We start from the raw sequence: 20028 nt of genomic DNA, 5'->3' as shown, positions 1-20028 counted from the left end.
TCCTACAATCGTATTCAGTGTATCTCTATTATTAATCTCCAGACGGTTCGCTCGCCGGCGTTGACGGTGGTGCAGGTGGCACTGCGGGTCGGGTAACTTGCGTTGCCGGCGGGATAGCCACACCGGGACCGGGGGCGGGCAGCTCGAAGCCTTCGTGCGGCTGGGAGCTGCGAAAGCGTTGCTTCAACCATGTTACTGCTGCATCCATCAAACTATAGACGGTCGGCACTACCAGCAGGGTCAGCGCGGTTGAGGTCAGCATACCGCCGATCAATACCCACGCCAGCCCTTTGCGGAACTCGTTGCCTTCACCGGTAGCCAGCAGGTGCAAGCCAAGCGCCGTCGGCATGGCGCCGGCCACCAGCGAGAGTGCCGTCATCAAGATTGGGCGCAACCGGATCGCGCCGGCCAGTTTCAGCGCCGAATGCTTGTCGAGGCCCAGATCGCGCAACCGATTGGTAAAGTCAACCAGCAAGATCGAGTTCTTGACCACTAAGCCGAGCAACATGATCAGACCGATCATGCCGGTGATGTCGAGATCAATCCCCACCAAGCGCAAGGCGAGGAACGCACCGATGAAGCTGAATGGCATTGCCATCATAATCACCAGCGGCTGGGTAAAGCTGCCAAATTGCGATGCCAACACCATGTACACGAAGAGCACCGACAGGCCCATTGCAAGAAAGAGCGATGAGAAGCCTTCGCTCGTCTGGGCAAAGGTGCCGACATAGCTGACAATCACTTCTGCTGGGATGTTAAGAGCGTCGAGCCGCGCTTGCAGCGCCGCTTGAGCGTCGCTCAGGTTGATGCCCTCAAGATTAGCCCCAATCAACACCTGATTGAGCCGATCGTAGCGGCGGATTGAGACTTGACTAGAGGCAAGCTCAAGCGTGCCCAGTGAGCTGAGCGGCACTACGCCAGCGCGGGTCGGGATACTAATCGCGCCAAGGGTCTCAATCCCGGCCCGATCTTGGGGGGCTAAGCGCACTACCACGTCAGTATCGCTGGTACCGGTGCGCAATACTGTAGCCCGGTCACCGTTGATTAAGGCCCGCACCGAAGTGGCAATATCTTCGTTGGTAATGCCCAACTCACCGATGCGCGACGGGTCGGCACGCAAGCGCAATTCGGGCTTGCCCACTTGCAAATTGCTGTCGATGTCAACCAATCCCGGTATGGCTGCCATCTCGCGCTGGATGGCTTCGACAATCGGTGCTAGCTCGATGGCGGGGCGGGTAGTTTGCAAACTCACTTGCAGCTCGCGCCCTTCCACCCCCGCACTTGAGGGTTGGAAGCTCGGCACCGAGAAGCTCAAGCGCGGCAAGAAATTCAACTGCTCACGCAGGCGCTCTTGGGTTGGTAATGTCGGTGTGCGGCCAACCAGCGTCACTGCGAATTCGGCTCGCTCAGGAAAACCGGTTACGCCCACCCGCGCAATCACATTCTCGACCGCCGGATCGTTCAGCAAGATCTGCTCGGCCTGCCGCGCTAGCCGGTCGGTTTCGGCCAGCGTTGTGCCCGGCGCTGCCTCGAAGCGCATGATGAACTCGTGCGGGTCTTGTTCAGGGAAGAAGGTCAGCTTGAGACCGCTCGCGACCCAGACGCTCAACACTAGCACCGCAATCGAGATGCCGACCACGATCAGCCGGTTACGCAGACTGGCTAGCGTCCAACCCAGCAATTTGCCGTACCAGCGGCCCATTACGCCGGGGTCTTCGTTGGCTTCTTGCAGCAAGCCGATGTCGCGCTCGCTGACCTCGTCGGAAATCGGCACTTCGACGATCGGTTCGTGCTTAGCATGATGCGGCTTGGGCTTGAGCTTGACATTGGGGAACAGATTGGCTGACATCATTGGCGCGAAGGTAAAGGCTTCGGCCAGCGAGAGCAGAATCGCGATCGAGACCACCAAGCCGAACGACTTGAAGACGATCCCGGCCACGCCTTCGGCGAAGGTGACCGGCACGAAGACCGCCACGATCGTCAACGTCATTGCCACTACCGATAGGCCGACTTCCCACGTGCCTCGTGATGAAGCCACCCGCGGGCTTTCGCCCCGTTCGAGGTGGCGGAAGATATTCTCGCGCACCACGATGGCGTCGTCGATTACGAGACCGACGCAGAGCGAGAGCGCCAGCAGGGTGACGAGATTAATCGTTAAGCCGAAGATCGGCATAAAAATGAAGGTGCCGATCAAGATCACCGGCAAACCGGCCATCGTGATAATCGTGCTGCGCAGGTTACGGAAGAAGAACCATACCACCAGAAATGCCGCGATCGAGGCGAACATCAACTCTTCTAGCGAGGAGAGCACCGATGAACGCACTGCCTCGGACGAGTCAAGCGGAATGTTGTATGTCAGTTCGGGAAATGCGGCAAAGGCCTGATCGAGCGCCCGGTAGACATTATCAGCGACAGTCACGGTATTGGCACCCGATTGCTTGAGCACGTTGAGGATGATGGCGTCGCTGCCGTTCAGCCGTGAAATGGTGGTAACGTCGGCAATACCCTCTTCGACGACTGCCACATCGCCCACCCGGTAGGGCGTGCCCGAAATCTGTACGCGGGCAATATCCTCGACGCTGCGTAACAGCGAGGGTACGCGCAGACTGATCTCGGCATTGTTCTCAACGATAGTGCCAAGACCAAGGTCAACGTTTGCCTGTTGCAGCGACCGGCTGACCTGCGCAGGCAGCAAGCCATACGCCTGCAACTTGGCGAGGTCGAGCCAGACGTTGATCTGGCGCTGTTGACCACCGTTTACCGTCACTGAGCCGACACCGGGGGCGCGCTGGATGCGCGGCACGATCTCGTTTTCGATCAGCGTGCGCAGTTCGAGAGGGGTGCGTCCACTCGTATCGGCGACGGCGATCTGCATAATTGGCGACTGATTAGGATCAAACCGCTGGAAGACCGGTTGCCGCACGTCGCGCGGCAGTTGCGGCAAGATGCTATTCACGCGTTGCCGCACATCCTCTTCGAGCTTTTCGGCCCGGTTGCCGGCTTCAAATTCGAGAATAATTAAAGCAAAACCCTCGCTGGCTTGCGATGTGATATGCTTGAGCCCGGCGAGGGTGTTTACCGCATTCTCGATTGGACGTACCACCTGATCGACGACGCTTTCGGGGCCGGCGCCGGGATAGGTGACGCTGACGGCCACAATCGGCACGTCAATTTCAGGCAAGAGGTTGACGGGGGTCGAGCGGAATGAGAGAATACCGAAGGTGATGAATGCCAGCATGACCATCGTGATGAAGACGGGCTGGCGAATCGAGACATCGGAAATCCAGATGCCGTTCAACTTCTCCCGGCGTGGCGGGGTCATTGGTTATCCTCCCACAAGACATTGTTGCACAGGCTTTGTTACACACTTGTTTTTACTATAGCGTAAAGTTTTCTGACGGTCAAGGATGAAAAGGATGAGATTTCGCCGATTACTAATCATCTTTTTCGCCATTTGGTGGGGATGGCCGGCACTGGTTGCGGCCCAACCCGCTGAAGTGTCGTTGGCTGATTACGATCGGTTACTACGGGCTGCCCATGCTGCGGCGCAGCGCGGCGATCTGCTTGATGTACAGGTGCTGGCGGGTGAATTGGCGGCGATCAAGCAGGTGCGTATGCCTGACGGCCAGCTTGCGCACGTCGATCAGAGCTGGCTTACAACGGCGCTAGCCTCCAGCGCTCCCGATTTGCCAGCGATTGCCGCCCGACTAGGGGCATTGATCGATGCGTTAGCGCCACCCGGCGTTGTGTCGCCGGAAGTAGCGTTGCGCCAGTGGCAAGCGGTGTACAACGAGCCTCCCTTCAATCGTGCAGGGGAGGGATGGCTAACCCGATTTTTAAATTGGTTGTTTGATCTGCTCGATCAACTGACCCCAAATCCCCCAGATGTTCCGGCTCCTGACGGGCCGCCAGCCAATCCCGTTGTGTTTACCCCGCTAGTCTGGACCATATTAGGGATTGCAGCCGCCTTGATCGTTGGTTTGCTCTTCTTCTGGGTGCGTGGTGTGCGCCGCACCCTGCGCGCGCCGGTCAAGACACCGGTCGCCGATGGCGATGATCCGGTGACGTACAGTGAGGCGCAACGTTTGGCCGCTGAAGCGCGCCGAGTCGGTGATCGGCGCAGCGCGGTGCGCTATCTTTATCTCGCTGCTCTGCTCTGGCTGGATGAACAGGGGTTGTTGGGCTACGAACGGTCGCTTACCAACCGCGAACACCTCCACCGGCTGCAGAACCAGCCGCCGGTGCGTGATCTGCTCGCGCCGGTGGTGGCAACCTTCGACGCGGTGTGGTACGGTTTCCAGCCGATCGATGACCAAGCGTTCGCCCGTTATGAACAGCAGGTGGCGGCGGTGCAGTCCTTGACCAAACAACCAGCGGGAACGTTATCATGAAGCTGCGGCTTGAATTGATCTTGCTGATTACGCTCTTTGCCGGTCTTGGTCTCTTTGCCGCCTACAGCGCCGAGCAGGCCGGCCAGCGCACCCCTGACGCGCGGGTGACCTCGTTTAGCAGTAACGATAATGGTGCGCTGGCGCTCTATCGTTGGCTCACGCGGGTGTATGGGCAGGTTGACCGGCTGGCCTATCGCCCGTTTGTCTTGACTCCGAATGACGGGCTACTGTTGGTGTTAGGGCCGAGTGAACGTTACCAGCCGGCGCAGGTTGAGGCCGTGGTCGAGTGGGTCAAAGCGGGTGGTGTTCTCGTGGTAGCTGACAATGTGCCCAGTCCGCAGAGTGCCGTGTCACCATTGTTGGCTGCGTTTGATCTCAAACTCATCGCAAGCGAACGACGTATCACCACTGCTGCTGTTTTGCACCCCGCGCTGGGCGCGCCGCCGGTCGCTCACGTGCCGGCATATACACGCGTGGTGTTGGCTGTGACCTCGCCGTTGCCAGCGTTTGCGCCGCTGGCGGCTGATGGTGCAACGACGATCGTAGCCGGCCAACGCTTCGGTGATGGTTATGTATTCGCCTTGTCAAGCGTGTATCCCTTCACCAACCAAGGCCTGCGTGAGCCTGAATCGGCGGCGCTGGCGCTCAACCTGCTCCGCTGGTTGCCTCCCGGCGAGCGGATCGTGTTCGATGAATTTCACCACGGCTTCGGCCCGTCAACCGATTTGCGCAGCTTGTTGCTAAGCAATCCGCTTGGTTGGGCCATCCTTTACAGTGTGGCGATGGTTGGCCTGTACATCCTAACCGGCAGTCGCCGGTTCGCTCGCCCACTGCCGTTGCGCAGCGAGGCCACTCGCCGCAGCAGTATCGAATTCATCGACAGTATGGCTGGCATGCTGCGCCGCGCGAAACAGATTTCCTACGCTGCCGAACATTACCGGCACATGCTCCGACGACGGCTAGGCCAGCCGTATGGCATTTCGCTTGCGCTTGACGATGATGCTTTTGTCGCGGAATTGGCCGCGATTCGCCCGATCGATCGCGCAGTCCTGAGCCGGGTGCTGGCCGAGTTACGGCGCGCCGATCTGAGCGAGGCAGAGTTATTGCGGCTTGTTGCCGAAGCCGATCGAGTTGGCTAGCGACAAGCCTGCCGGTCTATCTCGACACGTTCGGAGAGGTCAAACCGATGCGCAATACCCGGCGTTCAACGTTGCAAGAAGTGATCAGTCTGCTTGATGAAGGCGTCAATCTTTATCGGCAATACCTCAGCACCTTTGCGCTGTTGGCCGGTCTGTTTAGTTTGCCGGCGCTGGTAGTGACGTTCAATCTGCTCTTTTCACTCGGCGATATTGAGGACATGTTGTTTGAGGATCTGTTCCTGATTCTTATCAGTCTGCTCTGTACTTCCTTACTCATGATCCCGCCGCTGACGCGCGCCACCCGGATAGCGGTCGATGGACAGCCGCTGCCGCTGCGCCGCGTTATATGGCGTTGGCCACAGATCGGGCGCTGGATAATCGCTAGTATATACGGTGGGGTAATGGCGTTGGTTTGGGTGATGATCATGTCGTCGCTTGGCGGAGTCTTATTCTTTATCGTTTTTTGTGTACTGTTCGCTGTAGTTGCCGTTACAAGTACGGCGTTAAGTACCAGCGCTTTGATCGTGTTTGTGCCCTTAATTATCATCATGGCTCTCATAGCGTATTTTCTCTATCTCGTTCTTAGCGCCGCTGGTCTGGTGGCCGCTTTGTATAGCATCCAACCGCTCATTGATGACACCATTTCCATCGGGCTTGCATTCAAGCTCTCGTGGAGTCTGCTCTTCCGGCGTTTCTACTATAATGTGCTTGTTTTTGCCTGCGCGGCGTTGCTCTTCGGCGTGTTAGCGGTGATTGTGACGCTGACGATGGCGGTGTTGCTGCCTGCGCCCTTTGGTCTGCTGTTCGGCGCGGAACATCCACTTACCCGCGGCTTGAGCGCAGTGGCGTGGGTGATTGGGTTGACAGCAGCGATGCCGCTGTTGCCAATCTGGAGTACGCTTCACTACCGGCAGATGCTGGCCGAGCGCAATGGTGTCGATCTGGCTCGGCGCATCCAGCAAGCGGCGAACGGTGGGGTGCGGTTGGCGGCGTGAGGTTGGTCATTGCGCAGGGGTTGCCCACACCTGCACTAGCGGCTGGGATGGCTGAACTGTTGTCATTGTGAGGGAGTGGGTAGCACCCGACGGTAGCAATCTCCCGCTGTGGTGAGAACGAACGCTGAACGGGTGCATTCTGTGTTCGGAGGAGATTGCTGTGCCGCGTGGCTCGCAATGACAGGTGGAAAGCGGCAATAATGCAGAGCGATACTGTTATCCATAATGAACGGAATAACCGTATGAATCCCATCAGTGTGATCAAAGTCAGCGGCCACGAACTCGACGATCCGGCGTTTCTGGGAGGTCTGACTGAAACAATTCGTACCATGCATCAGCCAGTGGTGCTAGTGCATGGCGGCGGGAAAGAGATCAGCGCGGCTGTCGAGCAGGCCGGTTTGCAGGTAGAGTTTGTTGATGGTTTGCGGGTGACTTCGCCGGAAGTGATGGCGATGATGCAAATGGTTGTCTGTGGCACGATCAATAAGCGGATTGTGACTGCACTGGTTAATGCCGGCGTGCGCGCGATCGGTCTCAGCGGGCTTGACCTCGGTCTGCTTCGTTGTGACCCTTACCGGCCTAACGGGCGCGATTTGGGCCGGGTGGGGGTGGTGACAACGGTTGATGGCGCAGCGTTGCGCCAGATGCTGGCGTTGGGTTGGTTGCCGGTGATTGCGCCGGTGGCGTTGGGGAACGCCGATGGCCTGAGCTACAACGTGAACGCCGATATGGTGGCCGAAGCCGTGGCCGGCGCACTCAGCGGCGCTGAATTGGTGTTTGTCAGCAATGTGCCGGGTGTGTTGGTTGAAGGCCGGGTCGTGCCAACGCTCACCCCTTCGGCAACGGAGGCGTATATCGCAACAGGGGTCATCAGCGGCGGCATGATTCCGAAGGTACGGGCAGCCTTGGCCGTCCTCAGCCGTGGTGCCGCGAGCGTCCGGATCACAAATTTGGCTGGTCTCAGCGATGGCGGTACGCGCTTTGTGGTTGAGGAAACCAGACCATGACCAACCGCCAGAATCTCTTGACGCTCTTCCCCGATCTTGACCCAGCGGCCCAAGCCGATCTGGCGGCATTATTGCAGATTGGTTCGTATCCGGCGGGGCATATCTTCCATATGCCGAATGAAGCCGGCACGCACGTCTTTCTCTTGCAACAAGGCCGGGTCAGGATTTATAAGCTCTCGCCGGAAGGGCGGGCGTTGACCTTATTGGTGCTCCATCCACCTAGTTTGTTTGGTGAAATGGCGCTGATTGGGCCGGGAATTCACGATACTTGTGCCGAAGCGATGACCGAGTGCCTTGTAGCGCGGATCGAGCGGGAAGCGTTGCGCGCTTTTCTTAGCCGCCATCCGGGAGCGGCGATTGATCTGATGGAGTTGATGGGGGCTCGCTTGCGCACTATGGAGCAGCGGCTGGCCGATATTGCGTTCAAGAGCGTGCCGCAGCGATTGGCAGCCCTGTTGCTCGATTTGGCCGGCGATCCGGCTGATGGCGCAACGCCGGCTACGCTCGTCCGTTATACCCACCAGCAATTGGCCGAGATGATCGGCGCCTACCGCGAGACGGTAACGAAGGCGCTGGGCGATTTGCGCGAGGCTAACCTCATCCGGATCGCTGACGATGCAATCGTTTTGGTCGATCTTGCCCAATTGCGCCGCTTGGCATCCGGGTAAATATTCTCTACGGAATTATACCGTAACAACTACGTTCTCGTGTTACAGTAATAGTACCGATGATATCCGGCTAACGGCGGTTGCCATCATCGCCAGACTCGGGTACAATCGAGAGGTTATGATACTGTTGCAAGGAGTGCAATTGATGGTAACCTACGACGATCTCGTGATGGCGCTGGAAGATGCATGGCTTAGCGTTGGCCTGCATGAACACGCGCTCATAGAGAGCGTCATCCCCGCCACGCACGATCGTACCTGCAAGATTGAACTCTTCCCCGATCACGCCGAGCCGTTAACCTTGGCGACGATGCCGCCGTGGCTTGAGATTAACTTTACGTGGTCGCCGGTACATCAACTGATTAGCGAAGGCCGTGATTTGCCGGCTGATCCGCTCGAATTGACCATGACGTACACGGTGACGCTGACCAATCACCGTGATCGGAGCGACATTGAACTGGTGCGCATGTTTCAGCGCGCTGTCCATACCGCCTTCGAGCGCCACTTTCCGGCTGAGATAGCCGAGGTTGAGCCGGTTTCGGTGGAAGTGCGGCGCGTGTATCAACCTGCCGGGCAACGGGTTGAATTGGAAGCGGTGCAGTTAGTCAGCTCAACGATGGTTGACCTGTTCGAGCAGTGGGAAGACCGTGACGTGCAGAGCCTGCGCCGGCTGTTGCGTTCGGAGATGAGTCTGGCCCGCACGATCATCGCTAATCTGAGCGATACCTTCCATCCGCACGGTAATGGCGGCTATCGCTCGGTGGATGCGGCCTAGCATTGGGGCGCGATAAACCGCGCCCTTGCTTCAGCCGCTATCGAGCAGCACGCCACTTGTCGCTACCAACGCCGCGATTGCCCATCCATATCCCCATTGTACCGGTAAGCGGCACGATGCCGCTATACCGGCTAGCGCGATTGCCATCGCTGCCGCTACACTTAGCCACGCCGGGGCGACAGTGATGGTGTTGATGGCGGCGCTGAGCGGCAATATTCCGACTAGCATGAGACCTAATGCGCTGCAAGCGGCAGCTAGATGGGGTTGGGGCGGGGCAAGGCGCGGGATAGCGACGATCCAAGCCCCTGCACCGAGGAGGAATGCTGCCTGCCGCATCGGGCTAGGCGGCCAGCGTAACAGGCCGCTAAGCTCGAAGGTGCCTGCTGCGCTAACCAGCGCGAGCGCGGCAAGGAAGGTGGGCAGGTATTGCGCGGCGAGCTGGTTCGGATCGCAGCGCTCGGCGGCGGCGCGGCGCAATTCCGGCCAAAGCAACAACGTTACGGCGGTTAGTAAATCGAGACTGTAAGCGAACGCCGCCGCCGGGGCGAGTGGAAGCAGCGCAATAGCGCTGAGCGGCGGCAACAGATCGATCAATCTTGGCGCAGTGAGTGGTTCCATTTGCCGGATACCCCGCACCCGCGCTAAGAGCAACGCAGCTAACACCGCGCTCAACCCGCCGGGGTAGAGCAACAATCGCGGCCACCCTTGGCCAAACGTGCCCAGCAGATCGCTCATACCCACCCGCGCCAGCGACTGATCAGCCAGACGAGCGCGCCGAACAGCCCCATCAACGCGGACAACGCTAGTCCCGGCGCGGTCGCTACTGTGCGCGCGCCGGAGTCGAGCGCCAGCAACCCAGCCCATCCCCATGGTTCGATCGTGCCATACGGGGTCAACCCGCCTTGGAGATGGTCGCTGAGCGGGCGGAGCAGCCAACGCGCTAACGCTGGTGCTGCAAGGCCGAGCACGAGACCGGCCAGCGCGCTGGCTGCGCTTGACCAACGGCCCGGCCCTTGCATGTGGCGGCTCGCCGCCAGCATGCACAACAATGCAGTGGCCCACACAACAATGGCCAAGACCGGCACGCCAGCAGCCATCGCTGCGGCGCTGGCCGACCAGAACGCGACAAAGCCTAGGGTTCCCGGCACGGCGCCGGCTAACAGCCAACCGGCCCACGCTGCTGTTCCCGCGGTTGGTTGCGCCAGCCGGCGGAAGGTGAGCTGTAGCAGTAGCAACCCGGCAGCCGCTACCCCAGCCGGTGAGGCGCATCCGGTCGCGGTAAGAGCTAAGCCGCTCAAACTACGTTGCAGCCACTCCTCCGTTTCCAGCGGCTCAGTCGCTGTGGCCGCCCGCCACGCCGTGCTAATCGCTAGCATGCCGCCTACCAGCAGCATTGCCAACTGCCAACCCAGATTCCACGATCCCACGCTAAACAATCGTAGTACGGCGGCAATGCCGGCTAGCGTCGCTAGTGGCTCAAATGGTCCTCGTTTGGAAGTAGTGAGATCGAGGATGCCGGCGGCAATTGCTGTTCCAGCCAAGAGCAAGATGAAGCTAAGGCTATTCAAGCCATCGCCGCTGGCGTTCACGTGCCATGATGATGCCAACCAGCCGATCAAGCCATACCCTGCGGCCAACGCTAACCCAGCCCCTCGTTCCCGCCAACGTTCGCTCACGATCAGCGTTACCAGCAGGCCCATAGCAATGCCAGCCAGATGACCGCTCAGTATCGCTATGCCAAGCGCCGCCAGTTGCCCCAAGCGGCGCCAGTGGGCTGGCATAGTGAACATGAGAAGACCTGCCGTGATCAGCACGAGACAACTCAAGCCATCAATCACGATGAAGCCTTGTAATGTGGTGAATGGCTGGCGCTGGATGCGTAGCAGCATTCCGCTGCCGCTCAACGCAGCAATCGCGCCAGCTAGTCGGTAGGGTACGTGGTTAGAGGGTAGCGAACGCATGGAGAAACACACTTTGTCAAAATAAGATAAGTCCATTATAATCACCGAACAATCGTTTTTGCAACTGTTCTGTACAACGTATGAAACGCTTCTTCTCTATCCTGCTCGACATCCGCCACTCTGATGAAGAAGTCCGCCAGCGAGGACGAAATATTGCCATTATCGGGCTGGCCTTGTTTGTCATCAATGTGCTCATTGCGGTTTCAATTGTCATTTCTTTCCCAGAACTGATTGTACTCTTGATCCCGACTGGGTTTGGCGCCGCGCTCTACATCGCGATCATTGGCATGACCCGCATGGGGTATGTTGATCTTGCCGGTTGGCTGACCGTTGTGGTTTCATTGATTGGAACCATTTCTGCTACGATATTTCATCCTGATCGTCCGGTTGCCGTGTTTATTGTCGTGCCGTTGGTGCTAGCAGCAACGATTCTACGGTTTCGCGATGTTATCGTTGTAACGGTAGCAGTGCTAATTGGATTAGTGAGCATCGCATTTTTGGCTGAGTCAGCAATTATTTCGTTGCCATTACCCGATTTTTTAGTGACGACCAGCATGTTAGTGAGCTTTGTCGCGGTTATTAGTTTCGTCCAGAGCGCCGGTAATGAAAAGCTCTATCATCGTTTGCAGGCTGCATTGCAACAAACCCGACAAGCGGCAACGCAGTTGCAGCTCATGAACGAGGAGCTTGACCGGCGGGTAGAAGCCCAAACTGAAGCGTTGCAAGAGGCGCTGCGCGAGCTTGAAGATCGCGCTGTCGCCCAGAGTCGCCTACTGGCTGAAGTGATTGCGCAACGTGACGTGATCCGCGATCTGAGCGTGCCAGTGCTGCCGGTGGGCAAACAGGCGTTGGTGATGCCGTTGGTGGGTACCATTGATCGCGATCGGTTGACGCTGACTCAAGAGCAAGCGTTGGCCCAGATCGAGCAGCAGCGCGTGCGTTGGTTGATCCTCGATGTGACCGGCGTGCCGGTGATTGATACTGAGGTTGCCGCTGGGATGATGCAACTGGTGCAGAGCGTGCGCTTGCTAGGGGCGGAGGTGGCGCTGGTCGGGGTGCGACCTGAAGTGGCGCAGACAATGGTGAGTCTTGGCATTGAGTTGCCGATTTCGCACGTCTTCAGCGATCTCGCTGGGGCAGTCGAGTGGGTTGGCCGGCAATTGGTGACGCGGTAGGAACATTGCAGCGCAATATCCTTACGGCGCAGGGTACGTATGCTGGTAATCGGGGCGTGGACGGCGCGCCCACGGGTGATGTTAGCGGGATAGCGGCCAGTGCTCTGGCTTTAGCTACCGTTGATCAGCTCTTGCCGGCGATAGCGGCAGTTGACGCAGTAGGTGATGCGGTATCCGGCAACCGTAGCACGCTGGAGCGTATGCCCGCAGTTGGGGCACACGTTGGTTTGCACTTCGCCGCCGCCGGTCACAACCGGTTCAGGGCGCGCTGCCGGCGCCACCGGATGGGCTTGGCTCGATGATGGCGAGGCCGGCGCGGTTTGTTTGGGTTGGAAACTCCACGCTTTGCTGAGTAATTCAACGATCTGGGCATAGTCAAGCGCGCCGCGTGAGCGCGGATCGTGTTCGTAGATCGTCTTTCCCACTGCCGAAGCTTCCGATAAGCGCACGTTCACTCGTACCGGCGGCATGACAAGCTGGCCATAGGTGCGGTTGAGGTGTGCGAGCAGTTCAATCGATTGCTTCATCCGTGGATCGACCATGGTGGGAATGATTGCACGCACCACGCTAGTGCTGCCCTTCACCCGCGCAATTTGAGCGATCAGCTTTTCCAAGCCGCGCACCGAGAAGGGTTCGACGGTGGTAGGCACGATTACTTCGGTGGCGGCCATCAACGCATTTTGATTCAGCACCGTCAGCGAACCGCCGCAATCGAAGAAGATAAAGTCATATTCCGAGCGCAACGGGCGCACCAGTTGTTCGAGCACCCGCACCCAATCGGCGCGTCCGGCAATGGCTTGCTGGGCGAGCAGCAATGACTCATCGGCGGCGACGAGGTCGAGGTTGGGGCGTGCGCTGATCCGCAGATCGGTCAGCGGTTTATGATCGACGATCGCTTCGTAGAGGGTGCGGCGCGCGCGCACACCGAGCGCCATGGACAAATTGCCCTGCGCGTCGATGTCGATCAACAATACCCGCGCCCCTTTCAGCGCCAACCCGGCGCTGAGATTGACAACTGTGGTGGTCTTGCCGATCCCGCCTTTGAGATTGATAACTGCGACGATCCGCGCCATGCGCTGCTCCTTACTCTGGCGCTCTGCGAGGCAACGCGTTGCCAGTGTAGTAGAGCAGGGGCAGCATGTCAAGTAGCGACGACCCCGCAGGGCCGTCGCTAAGGCAGGTTTGGCGCTTAGCGCACCCCCTCCAACCGATCTTCGAGGTCAGCATAGATCTCGCGCAACTGCTCAAGGGTGGCGTCGTCGGCTTGCCAGAAGCCGCGATTGTGAGCTTCGAGCAGGCGACCGGCGATGCCGGCGGTGGCGTGCGGGTTGAGACTGGCGAGCCGCTCGCGCATCTCTGGATCAAGCAGGTAAGTTTCGGCGACGCCTTGGTAGACCCAACCGTCAACCGCTTGGGCGGTGGCGCTCCAGCCGTAGGTGTTGCTGACCCGAATCTCGATCTCATGCACGCCTTCGTAGCCGTGCTTGAGCATACCTTCGTACCATTTCGGGTTGAGCAACTTGGCCCGGCTTTCGATCCGCACCATCTGCTCAAGCGAGCGCACCCGACTGGCCCCCGGTGTGACCAGCTCGGCTACTTCACCCATGAGCGCCGTCGGTCGCACACCACGGGTCTTCTCAACGCTCTTGGTCAGACCGCCGAGGTACTCGTAGTAGTGGTCGATGTCGCTGATCCCATTCTCAACGCTATCGACATTTTGGAAGGTGACGCTCACCGTTGCCAACGCCTTTTCCATCACAGCGCGCGCTTCACTCCATTCGCCGCCGGGTTGGAAGGCGAAGCTCTTGCGAGTCATGAAGGCTTCGGCCAACTGGCCATCTTCCTCCCACGTGCTGCTCTCGACCAGATGGTTGACGTTGGCGCCATAGCTGCCGGAAGCGTTTGAGAAGACACGAGTCGCCGCCGCTTCGACGCTCAAACCCAATTCAGCAGCTTGCGCCAGTGCATGGGCGCGCACGAAGTTGTACTCTGGCGGTTCATCGGCGGTAGCGGCCATGCGGATGGCACGATCGAGCAACGCAGCCTGCGCGGCGAACAGATCGCGGAAGATGCCGCTCACCGTCAGCACCACATCAATGCGCGGGCGGCCTAACTCGGCCAGCGGGATCAGCTCGACCGTGGTGATCCGGCCTAGTTCGTCAGCGACAGCGCGCGCGCCGACCAACGCCAGCGCCTGTGCGATCCCCTCACCCTCGGTCTTGATATTATCGGTGCCCCACAACACCATCGCCACCGTTTCGGGGTAGGCTCCCTGTTCGGCGCGTACCCGTTCGAGTAGCTCGTTGGCGATGGCCATACCGGCGGCGGCGGCAGCCGGAGCTGGTATGTGGAACGGATCAAAGGCGTGGATGTTGCGGCCAGTGGGCACGACCGACGGGTTGCGCACCACATCGTTGCCTGCCGAAGGCAGCACATAGCCGCCGTTGAGCGCGCGCAACAAACCGCTAATTTCGCGCTCGGTGGTCATACGACGCTGAATGTCGAGCAAGTAGTCCCACAGTGGCGTAAGCTGGCCGTGCGGCAGCTTCACGTGGCGAGCCAACGCTTCATCGGCGGCGTGGCCTGTGCCGTGCTCAACTAGCGCCGTTACCGCTGCGCGGCAGATTTCCTCGATCTGGCGATACTGGGCTTGGGCCGCCGGATCGTGGCGCAGGCGTCCGGTCAAAGCAGGGTAGTCAACCCCCAAGGCGCGGCCAACAATGTGGGGCAGCGGTTCGAGCGGCGGCTGGTTATGGCCGCACGGCACGCGGGCAAAGGTTGCAATTAGGCTCAGCACATCGACCTGCTCGCTCGCTTGGGGTGGTTGGCCGAGCACGTGCAAGCCGACCGGAATCATCCGCTGCTCGACCTGCAACAGTTCGTGGCCGAGCGCGGCGACATACTCGTCACCCTCGCCGCTGACCGCAATATTCAGTGCCTCGGCTTGGGCGCGTAGGTCGTCGATCAAAGCCGGGTCGGGATAGGCTCGGTAGCGATCGATGCTGTCTTTGAGTGCGCGCAACCCTTTGTAGAGACCGGCCTGTTGCACCGGCGGTACCAGATAGCTGACCAGCGTCGCCATGCCGCGCCGGCGGGCAATGCTGCCTTCGCTGGGATTATTGACGCAGTAGTAGTACACGTTAGGCAAGCCACCGAGCAAGCGCAATGGCCAGCACTGCGCGCTGAGGCCGGCCTGCTTGCCGGGCATAAACTCAAGCGCACCGTGGGTGCCGAAATGGAGCACAGCGTGGGCTTTGAACACCTTGCGCAACCAGACGTAATATGCGGCAAAGCCATGGTGTGGGGCGGCGTCCTTGCTCATCAACAGCCGGATCGGGTCGCGCTCGTAGCCGAAGCTGGGTTGCAGACCGACAAACACATTCCCAAAGCGGCGGCCAAGGATATGGAGCCGCTTGCCGTCGCTGAGTAACTGGCCGGGGGCCGGCCCCCAATACGGTTCGATATCGACATAATCGGGGAAGAGGCGGCGGTACTCTTCAACTGGCAACGAATCGGCGACGTTACCGTCGGTGCCGTGCAGCAGAGCGTTACCTTCGACCACCAGCCGGCGCAAATCATCAGCGCTCGGCGGCAATTCGACCGTATACCCGGCGGCGCGCAGCTCTTGCATCAGGCGGAAAACACTGGCAAAGACATCGAGATAAGCGGCAGTACCGGCGTTGCCGAGATTAGGCGGGAAATTGAACAGGGTAATCGCGATCCGCCGTTCGGACGGGGGCGTGCGGCGTAGTGCCACCCGGCCTGCAATCCGGTCGGCGGCTAGTTCAATTTCGGCGGGCAGCGGGATCACATCTTCGCGACCGCGCGGCATACCGCCGATTACCAGCGGATCGGTTGCGCCGTCGAGTTCGGGCAGCGACACATTGAGTGCCAGTTGGAATGGCGCAATCCCGCGATCATCGCTGCGCCACTGCTCAATGTGCTGAAAGACCAGCGGGAACAGATCGAGTATCGGTGTATCGAGCTGGTCGAGGATAGCGCTGGCTTGGACGGGATCGGTGCTGGCCGGCCCACCGACGAGAGCGAAACCGGTAGTATTGACAATCAGATCAACATCAGCCGGCGGCTCGTGGCGGCGAGCGCGGACGGCATCGGTAAAGAAACGCTCGACCGTGGGGCGCATATCGAGCGTCGGGCTATAGGCGGCGCGCACTTCGATGCCACGGGCCTCAAGCGCGCGGATCAGCGCTTCGAGATGGGCGCTATTGCCCGACAGCGCAAACGGGCGCATGGTCAGTAACCCGACCGTGCCACCAGTAAATTTCTGGCGCTGCTTGCGCCGCCAAGCGCGGTAAGCGGCCAAATCAGCAAACGGCTCTGGTGCATCAGGGTGAAACGCACCGGATTCGGGAATATCCTGCGGATCAAGTACCGGCAGCTTGCCCTTATAGCCGGGTACATAGCGTTCGATGAACAGCAGTAGCAACCGGCGCAGATTTTCGGGCGTGCTAGCGGCCCAGAACTGGTGCGCTATGACATAGCTATGGATATCGCGCGCCTTGCCGGGCAAAAACTTCAACATCTTGCTCAGGCCGCGCACCAGCGACATCTGGCGCTGAATCTCGCCGTGACCGTGTTTGGGTTGGAATTGGCTCAGCCACTGGCGGAAGGCGCTCTGTTCGGCGGCGGGTTTGGGGCGGAGATCAAACTTGCCAATGCGCGTCTGCTTAATCAGCGAGGGGCTACTCATGATCATGCAAACCGGGCACGGCGCGGTTGCCAAAATTTCGCTCAAGGGGCGGATATACTCTTCGCCGAAGAGCATTGAGCCAAAGACAAAATCAGCTCGTGCCACCGCAGCGGCCAACCGCTCCCAATCGGCGGCGGTGCGCATATCGGGCGGGGTAAAGAAATCAATCGCTAACCGCAGACCGTATTCGCGTTCGATTGCCGCCGCCGCCTTGCGCAGCGCGGGAGCGTTGTTGGCTTCGATACACATGAACACGAAGCGCATAGCAGATCTCCTTGCTAGTTGGTGCAGCGACGCAATGGTACGGCGCGCCGGCGCCGTCACGTTTGTGTATTCAACCTTTGTCCAAGAAGCTATTTTTCATTATATGATATGTCATTATAGATACGTTATCTCATTTTGTAAAGAAACACATATTCTGGAGGCACGGATGGTGAAGATTCAGCAACCGGTGACCGGTTGGCCGCTGCGTGCGGTGGGGTGGTAGGGCAACAGATGGTTCGGTTATGCGGCACTCACACGCGCAGACAAGAAAATTGATGTTGTACCGTCTCTCGTTTTTCTAATACAGGTCTCGCCAATCCGTTGCTTTATGCTACACCTACCCTACAACGCGCCAATCGACCACAGCAAAGGAGCTTTGGGGTGGTCGTCTAGATTCACTGGCATGAGAACGATCGGGCGTGGCAAGAACAAGCATTACCGCAACTCAATTCCCATCTACCACTCGATCCGGTTGGTAAGCTTTTGCTCGCATCGCACTGCCTGAGCGGGCCTAGCATCATCTGTTTTGACCACGCTGCTGCCAAGCTCTGCGGCTTGGTTCAACGCTGGAGTTAGGGTAGCCGACAGCGCTTATTGCTCATTGTCCGCGAACCAGTGGCGCAGGTCGTTGTTACGGGTAGATACGTCCGAGGTGTTGGTATGGAGCGAATTGCCGGAATCGGCGGTCGTAGTAGGCGTGTTGATCCGGCGCTACGCGGTCATGGCCATTCTCATATCTGACCAAGCGAAGAACGGTGAGGGCGCTTGTCTGCCGATCTGATCTTCAAGCCTAGTGCTGCCGGCTTCAGAGTTGAAATGCCAATCCGCCCGCAGCATCGGCTCGGTGTCAATCCTGTCGATTCCGAGCTGGATACACGCGCCGCTGTGTTCTCAGCAACTGAACGCGAACATGTCCGCCAGTTCCTTGCGCGAGCGCATCTTTTTGCAGAGCTTGTAACGCCGTTATGATACGCTGTGTCGCATTGGCACCATGCTGGCGATCCGGCAAGCAGCATGGTTGCGTTGTGGACCAGTTCAGATAGCTCCGCGCAGCCGCACCTAACTTGCCCAAGACCTTGGCCTGCACGTTTCAACCGTATGTCGCGCGGTAGCTGGCAAATGGGCATTACTGCCTAACTGCGCGTTGGCGCCGCTTGATAACTTCTTCGCCGAGGCAAGACCGATGCAAGAGGCATTACGTGAGCTGAATGCAACTGAATCCTACCCGCTAAGCAATGAAGAACTGTCCCAACGGTTAGCTGCGCAGGGATATGCGGTTGCGTGGCGTACTATTACCAAATACCGCAAACAGATGGGAATTCTGGCCCGCCATCAGCGCACTCGTCAGCGCCAATTGGCCAATGCAGGTCAGCAGTTACGTAGGTTCATTTCAAAAAAGACATGAAATCTTCGCTTTGCATCTACATACGATATTCGTGTTCGTTTGCACAAATTTCTCTTTCTGCCTATACTACCCGCCAAGCAGCCTTTCAATCACATATGGAGCCATTCATATTATGAGCCGTGGTATCGCGTTGCTCCTTGACTACGATAATGCCAGTCGCACAACGTTGGTGAACCGCTTACACGAATGGCAATGGCCCGTGTTGGCAACAACCGATGCCCGGCTGATGGCGCATTATCTCAACGATCAGCGAATCGCTATCTGTATTGCTAATGCTACGCTTTTTTCAGATCCACAAAGCGATTTGAAAATAATCAGTAGCACCCTCTCGCCGCATCAGAAGATTGTGCTGGCCGGCGGCGACCCGTGGTTGTTTATGGCCCTCAATGCCAGTTGGCTAGCACACGTTCTCTGGTTGCCGTATCCGGTGCCACATACGTTGCTAGAGGCAATCGTTCGGCCTACACCCGTCGCTGACGATAGGGTTGTGCTTGCCACTGACCATATCGAGGCTGATTCGCCCGGTTTGTTCGCAATCGATCCCATCCAGCGCCGGCTTTACCTCGGCCACCGCGAAGTGCGTTTGAGCAAAGATGAATTGAAGCTGTTGCAATACCTTTACGATGCGAATGGCCGTCTCTGCCAGTACAAAGAACTGGCACAGCTCCTCTACCCGTCACATTATGACGAAGAGGAGTCGCGCCATTTATTGCGGGGGCGGATGTACTATCTGCAATCGAAGATCGAGCGTGATCCGAAGAATCCAAGGTATCTGGTGTGCGAACGCGGTGTCGGTTATCAATTGCGCGTGCCCCGCAAGCAATCGGCTGCCAACCCGCAGCCCCAATTGCTAGCGTAATCGCACCATCCGCACAATGCCGCCAGCAATACCTAACCCGATCGCCAGCCACACCAACCACAGTTCGCTGCCGGCAGCCGGCAGATTGACGCTGCGGGCAGTGACCATAACCACGCTCAGATCGCTGCGGGGTGCGTTGCCGGTGATTACCGGAATGATCCCATCAGTAGCAAAAAGTGTGTTGCCGCCAGATCGAATGTAGCCTCGGAGGGTGTACACCCGTCCGGCGTCGATTACCGCCGGGTTGTAGGTAAGATTAAAGCGGAACGGCGCCTGTGCGCCACTAGTGGCAAATGTCTGTTCAACAATCACCCGTCCGGCTGTGCCGCTAGCAGTCACTTCGGCAATTTGCAAGGTCACGAGCGCATCAGCCGGCAACGCTATCCGTTCGTAGTAGGTAATGGTGCCGGTGAGGCTGGCAGTGCCTTGTGCTATGGTCAGGGTTGGCGCGATAAGCAGCAATACCCCGATGAGAAGGACCATTGCCCGGCGATAGAACTGCATAGTCTGCTCCGTGCTGCAACATCGGCAAGAGAAGATGGTATACTCAAGATTATAAACGATGTGAACGCGCAAAATCTGGCGCAGAGATGCAGGTGCGAACCTGCTTAGGCGGTGATAATGAGATGACGCCAACCTGTTGACTCGTACTTGTGCGCCTTTGCGTTACGTTTCGGAGTT

At 58.7% G+C, this 20028-nt stretch carries 15 protein-coding genes and 1 pseudogene; 10 read left to right on the top strand and 6 right to left on the bottom strand.

What is annotated here, in order from left to right:
* Positions 1–31: 31 nt before the first annotated feature.
* Complete coding sequence (locus tag Q1A00_RS13245) at positions 32–3322, bottom strand: efflux RND transporter permease subunit (protein ID WP_298405290.1); 3291 nt, start codon at positions 3320–3322, stop codon at positions 32–34.
* 94 nt (positions 3323–3416) lie between these two features.
* Between Q1A00_RS13245 and Q1A00_RS13240 the strand changes: the two genes are divergently transcribed.
* From Q1A00_RS13240 to Q1A00_RS13215, 6 genes are all read left to right on the top strand, one after another.
* Entirely contained in the window at positions 3417–4391 is a 975-nt protein-coding gene (locus tag Q1A00_RS13240; RefSeq protein ID WP_299757257.1) for a DUF4129 domain-containing protein, read from the top strand.
* Entirely contained in the window at positions 4388–5530 is a 1143-nt protein-coding gene (locus Q1A00_RS13235) for a DUF4350 domain-containing protein (RefSeq protein WP_298405295.1), read from the top strand. Before Q1A00_RS13240 ends, Q1A00_RS13235 begins: the two co-directional genes overlap by 4 nt.
* Positions 5531–5577: 47 nt before the next feature.
* Positions 5578–6525 carry a hypothetical protein gene (locus Q1A00_RS13230; protein ID WP_298405298.1) on the top strand — a complete coding sequence of 316 codons (948 nt, stop codon included), beginning with the start codon at positions 5578–5580 and terminating at the stop codon, positions 6523–6525.
* A 242-nt stretch (positions 6526–6767) separates the two neighbouring features.
* Entirely contained in the window at positions 6768–7532 is a 765-nt protein-coding gene (gene argB, locus Q1A00_RS13225; RefSeq protein WP_298405301.1) for an acetylglutamate kinase, read from the top strand.
* On the top strand, positions 7529–8200 hold the full coding sequence (locus tag Q1A00_RS13220) for a Crp/Fnr family transcriptional regulator (protein WP_298405304.1): 672 nt from the start codon (positions 7529–7531) through the stop codon (positions 8198–8200). The genes argB and Q1A00_RS13220 overlap by 4 nt, the downstream gene beginning before the upstream one ends.
* 145 nt (positions 8201–8345) lie before the next feature.
* Positions 8346–8972 carry a hypothetical protein gene (locus Q1A00_RS13215; RefSeq protein WP_066785235.1) on the top strand — a complete coding sequence of 209 codons (627 nt, stop codon included), beginning with the start codon at positions 8346–8348 and terminating at the stop codon, positions 8970–8972.
* Positions 8973–9002: 30 nt separating this feature from the next.
* Here Q1A00_RS13215 and Q1A00_RS13210 read toward each other — a convergent pair whose 3' ends face one another.
* Positions 9003–9707 (bottom strand): hypothetical protein, encoded by a 705-nt coding sequence (locus tag Q1A00_RS13210; RefSeq protein ID WP_298405312.1) that lies wholly within the window; start codon positions 9705–9707, stop codon positions 9003–9005.
* Complete coding sequence (locus Q1A00_RS13205) at positions 9704–10933, bottom strand: hypothetical protein (RefSeq protein WP_298405315.1); 1230 nt, start codon at positions 10931–10933, stop codon at positions 9704–9706. The genes Q1A00_RS13210 and Q1A00_RS13205 overlap by 4 nt, the downstream gene beginning before the upstream one ends.
* An 80-nt stretch (positions 10934–11013) precedes the next feature.
* On the opposite strand from Q1A00_RS13205, the gene Q1A00_RS13200 reads away from it, so the two are divergent.
* Positions 11014–12108, top strand: a complete 1095-nt coding sequence (locus Q1A00_RS13200) for an STAS domain-containing protein (RefSeq protein ID WP_298405318.1) — start codon at positions 11014–11016, stop codon at positions 12106–12108.
* 110 nt (positions 12109–12218) lie between these two features.
* Here Q1A00_RS13200 and Q1A00_RS13195 read toward each other — a convergent pair whose 3' ends face one another.
* Both Q1A00_RS13195 and Q1A00_RS13190 read right to left on the bottom strand, forming a co-directional pair.
* Positions 12219–13181, bottom strand: coding sequence for an AAA family ATPase (locus Q1A00_RS13195; RefSeq protein ID WP_298405321.1), 963 nt, complete (start codon positions 13179–13181; stop codon positions 12219–12221).
* Between the two features lie 116 nt (positions 13182–13297).
* Complete coding sequence (locus tag Q1A00_RS13190) at positions 13298–17119, bottom strand: magnesium chelatase subunit H (protein WP_298490071.1); 3822 nt, start codon at positions 17117–17119, stop codon at positions 13298–13300.
* Between the two features lie 729 nt (positions 17120–17848).
* Between Q1A00_RS13190 and Q1A00_RS13185 the strand changes: the two genes are divergently transcribed.
* The 3 genes and pseudogenes from Q1A00_RS13185 (at position 17849) to Q1A00_RS13180 (ending at position 19347) form a co-directional block, all read left to right on the top strand.
* Positions 17849–18052: a hypothetical protein gene (locus tag Q1A00_RS13185; RefSeq protein WP_299757250.1), complete on the top strand. Its 204-nt coding sequence runs from the start codon at positions 17849–17851 to the stop codon at positions 18050–18052.
* A gap of 106 nt (positions 18053–18158) precedes the next feature.
* A pseudogene (locus Q1A00_RS18485) lies at positions 18159–18488 on the top strand (hypothetical protein); the annotation flags it as partial.
* Positions 18489–18600: 112 nt separating this feature from the next.
* Positions 18601–19347: a winged helix-turn-helix domain-containing protein gene (locus Q1A00_RS13180; protein ID WP_298405323.1), complete on the top strand. Its 747-nt coding sequence runs from the start codon at positions 18601–18603 to the stop codon at positions 19345–19347.
* On the opposite strand, the gene Q1A00_RS13175 is transcribed toward Q1A00_RS13180, so the two are convergent.
* Positions 19339–19851 (bottom strand): YbaY family lipoprotein, encoded by a 513-nt coding sequence (locus Q1A00_RS13175; RefSeq protein ID WP_298405325.1) that lies wholly within the window; start codon positions 19849–19851, stop codon positions 19339–19341. The genes Q1A00_RS13180 and Q1A00_RS13175 overlap by 9 nt on opposite strands.
* Between the last annotated feature and the right edge of the window lie 177 nt (positions 19852–20028).

Origin of the sequence: uncultured Chloroflexus sp., from assembly GCF_938091255.1 — a bacterium.
GTDB lineage: Bacteria > Chloroflexota > Chloroflexia > Chloroflexales > Chloroflexaceae > Chloroflexus.
Note: the sequence above shows the minus strand (reverse complement) of the source record. Positions and strands in the feature narration are given on the sequence as shown.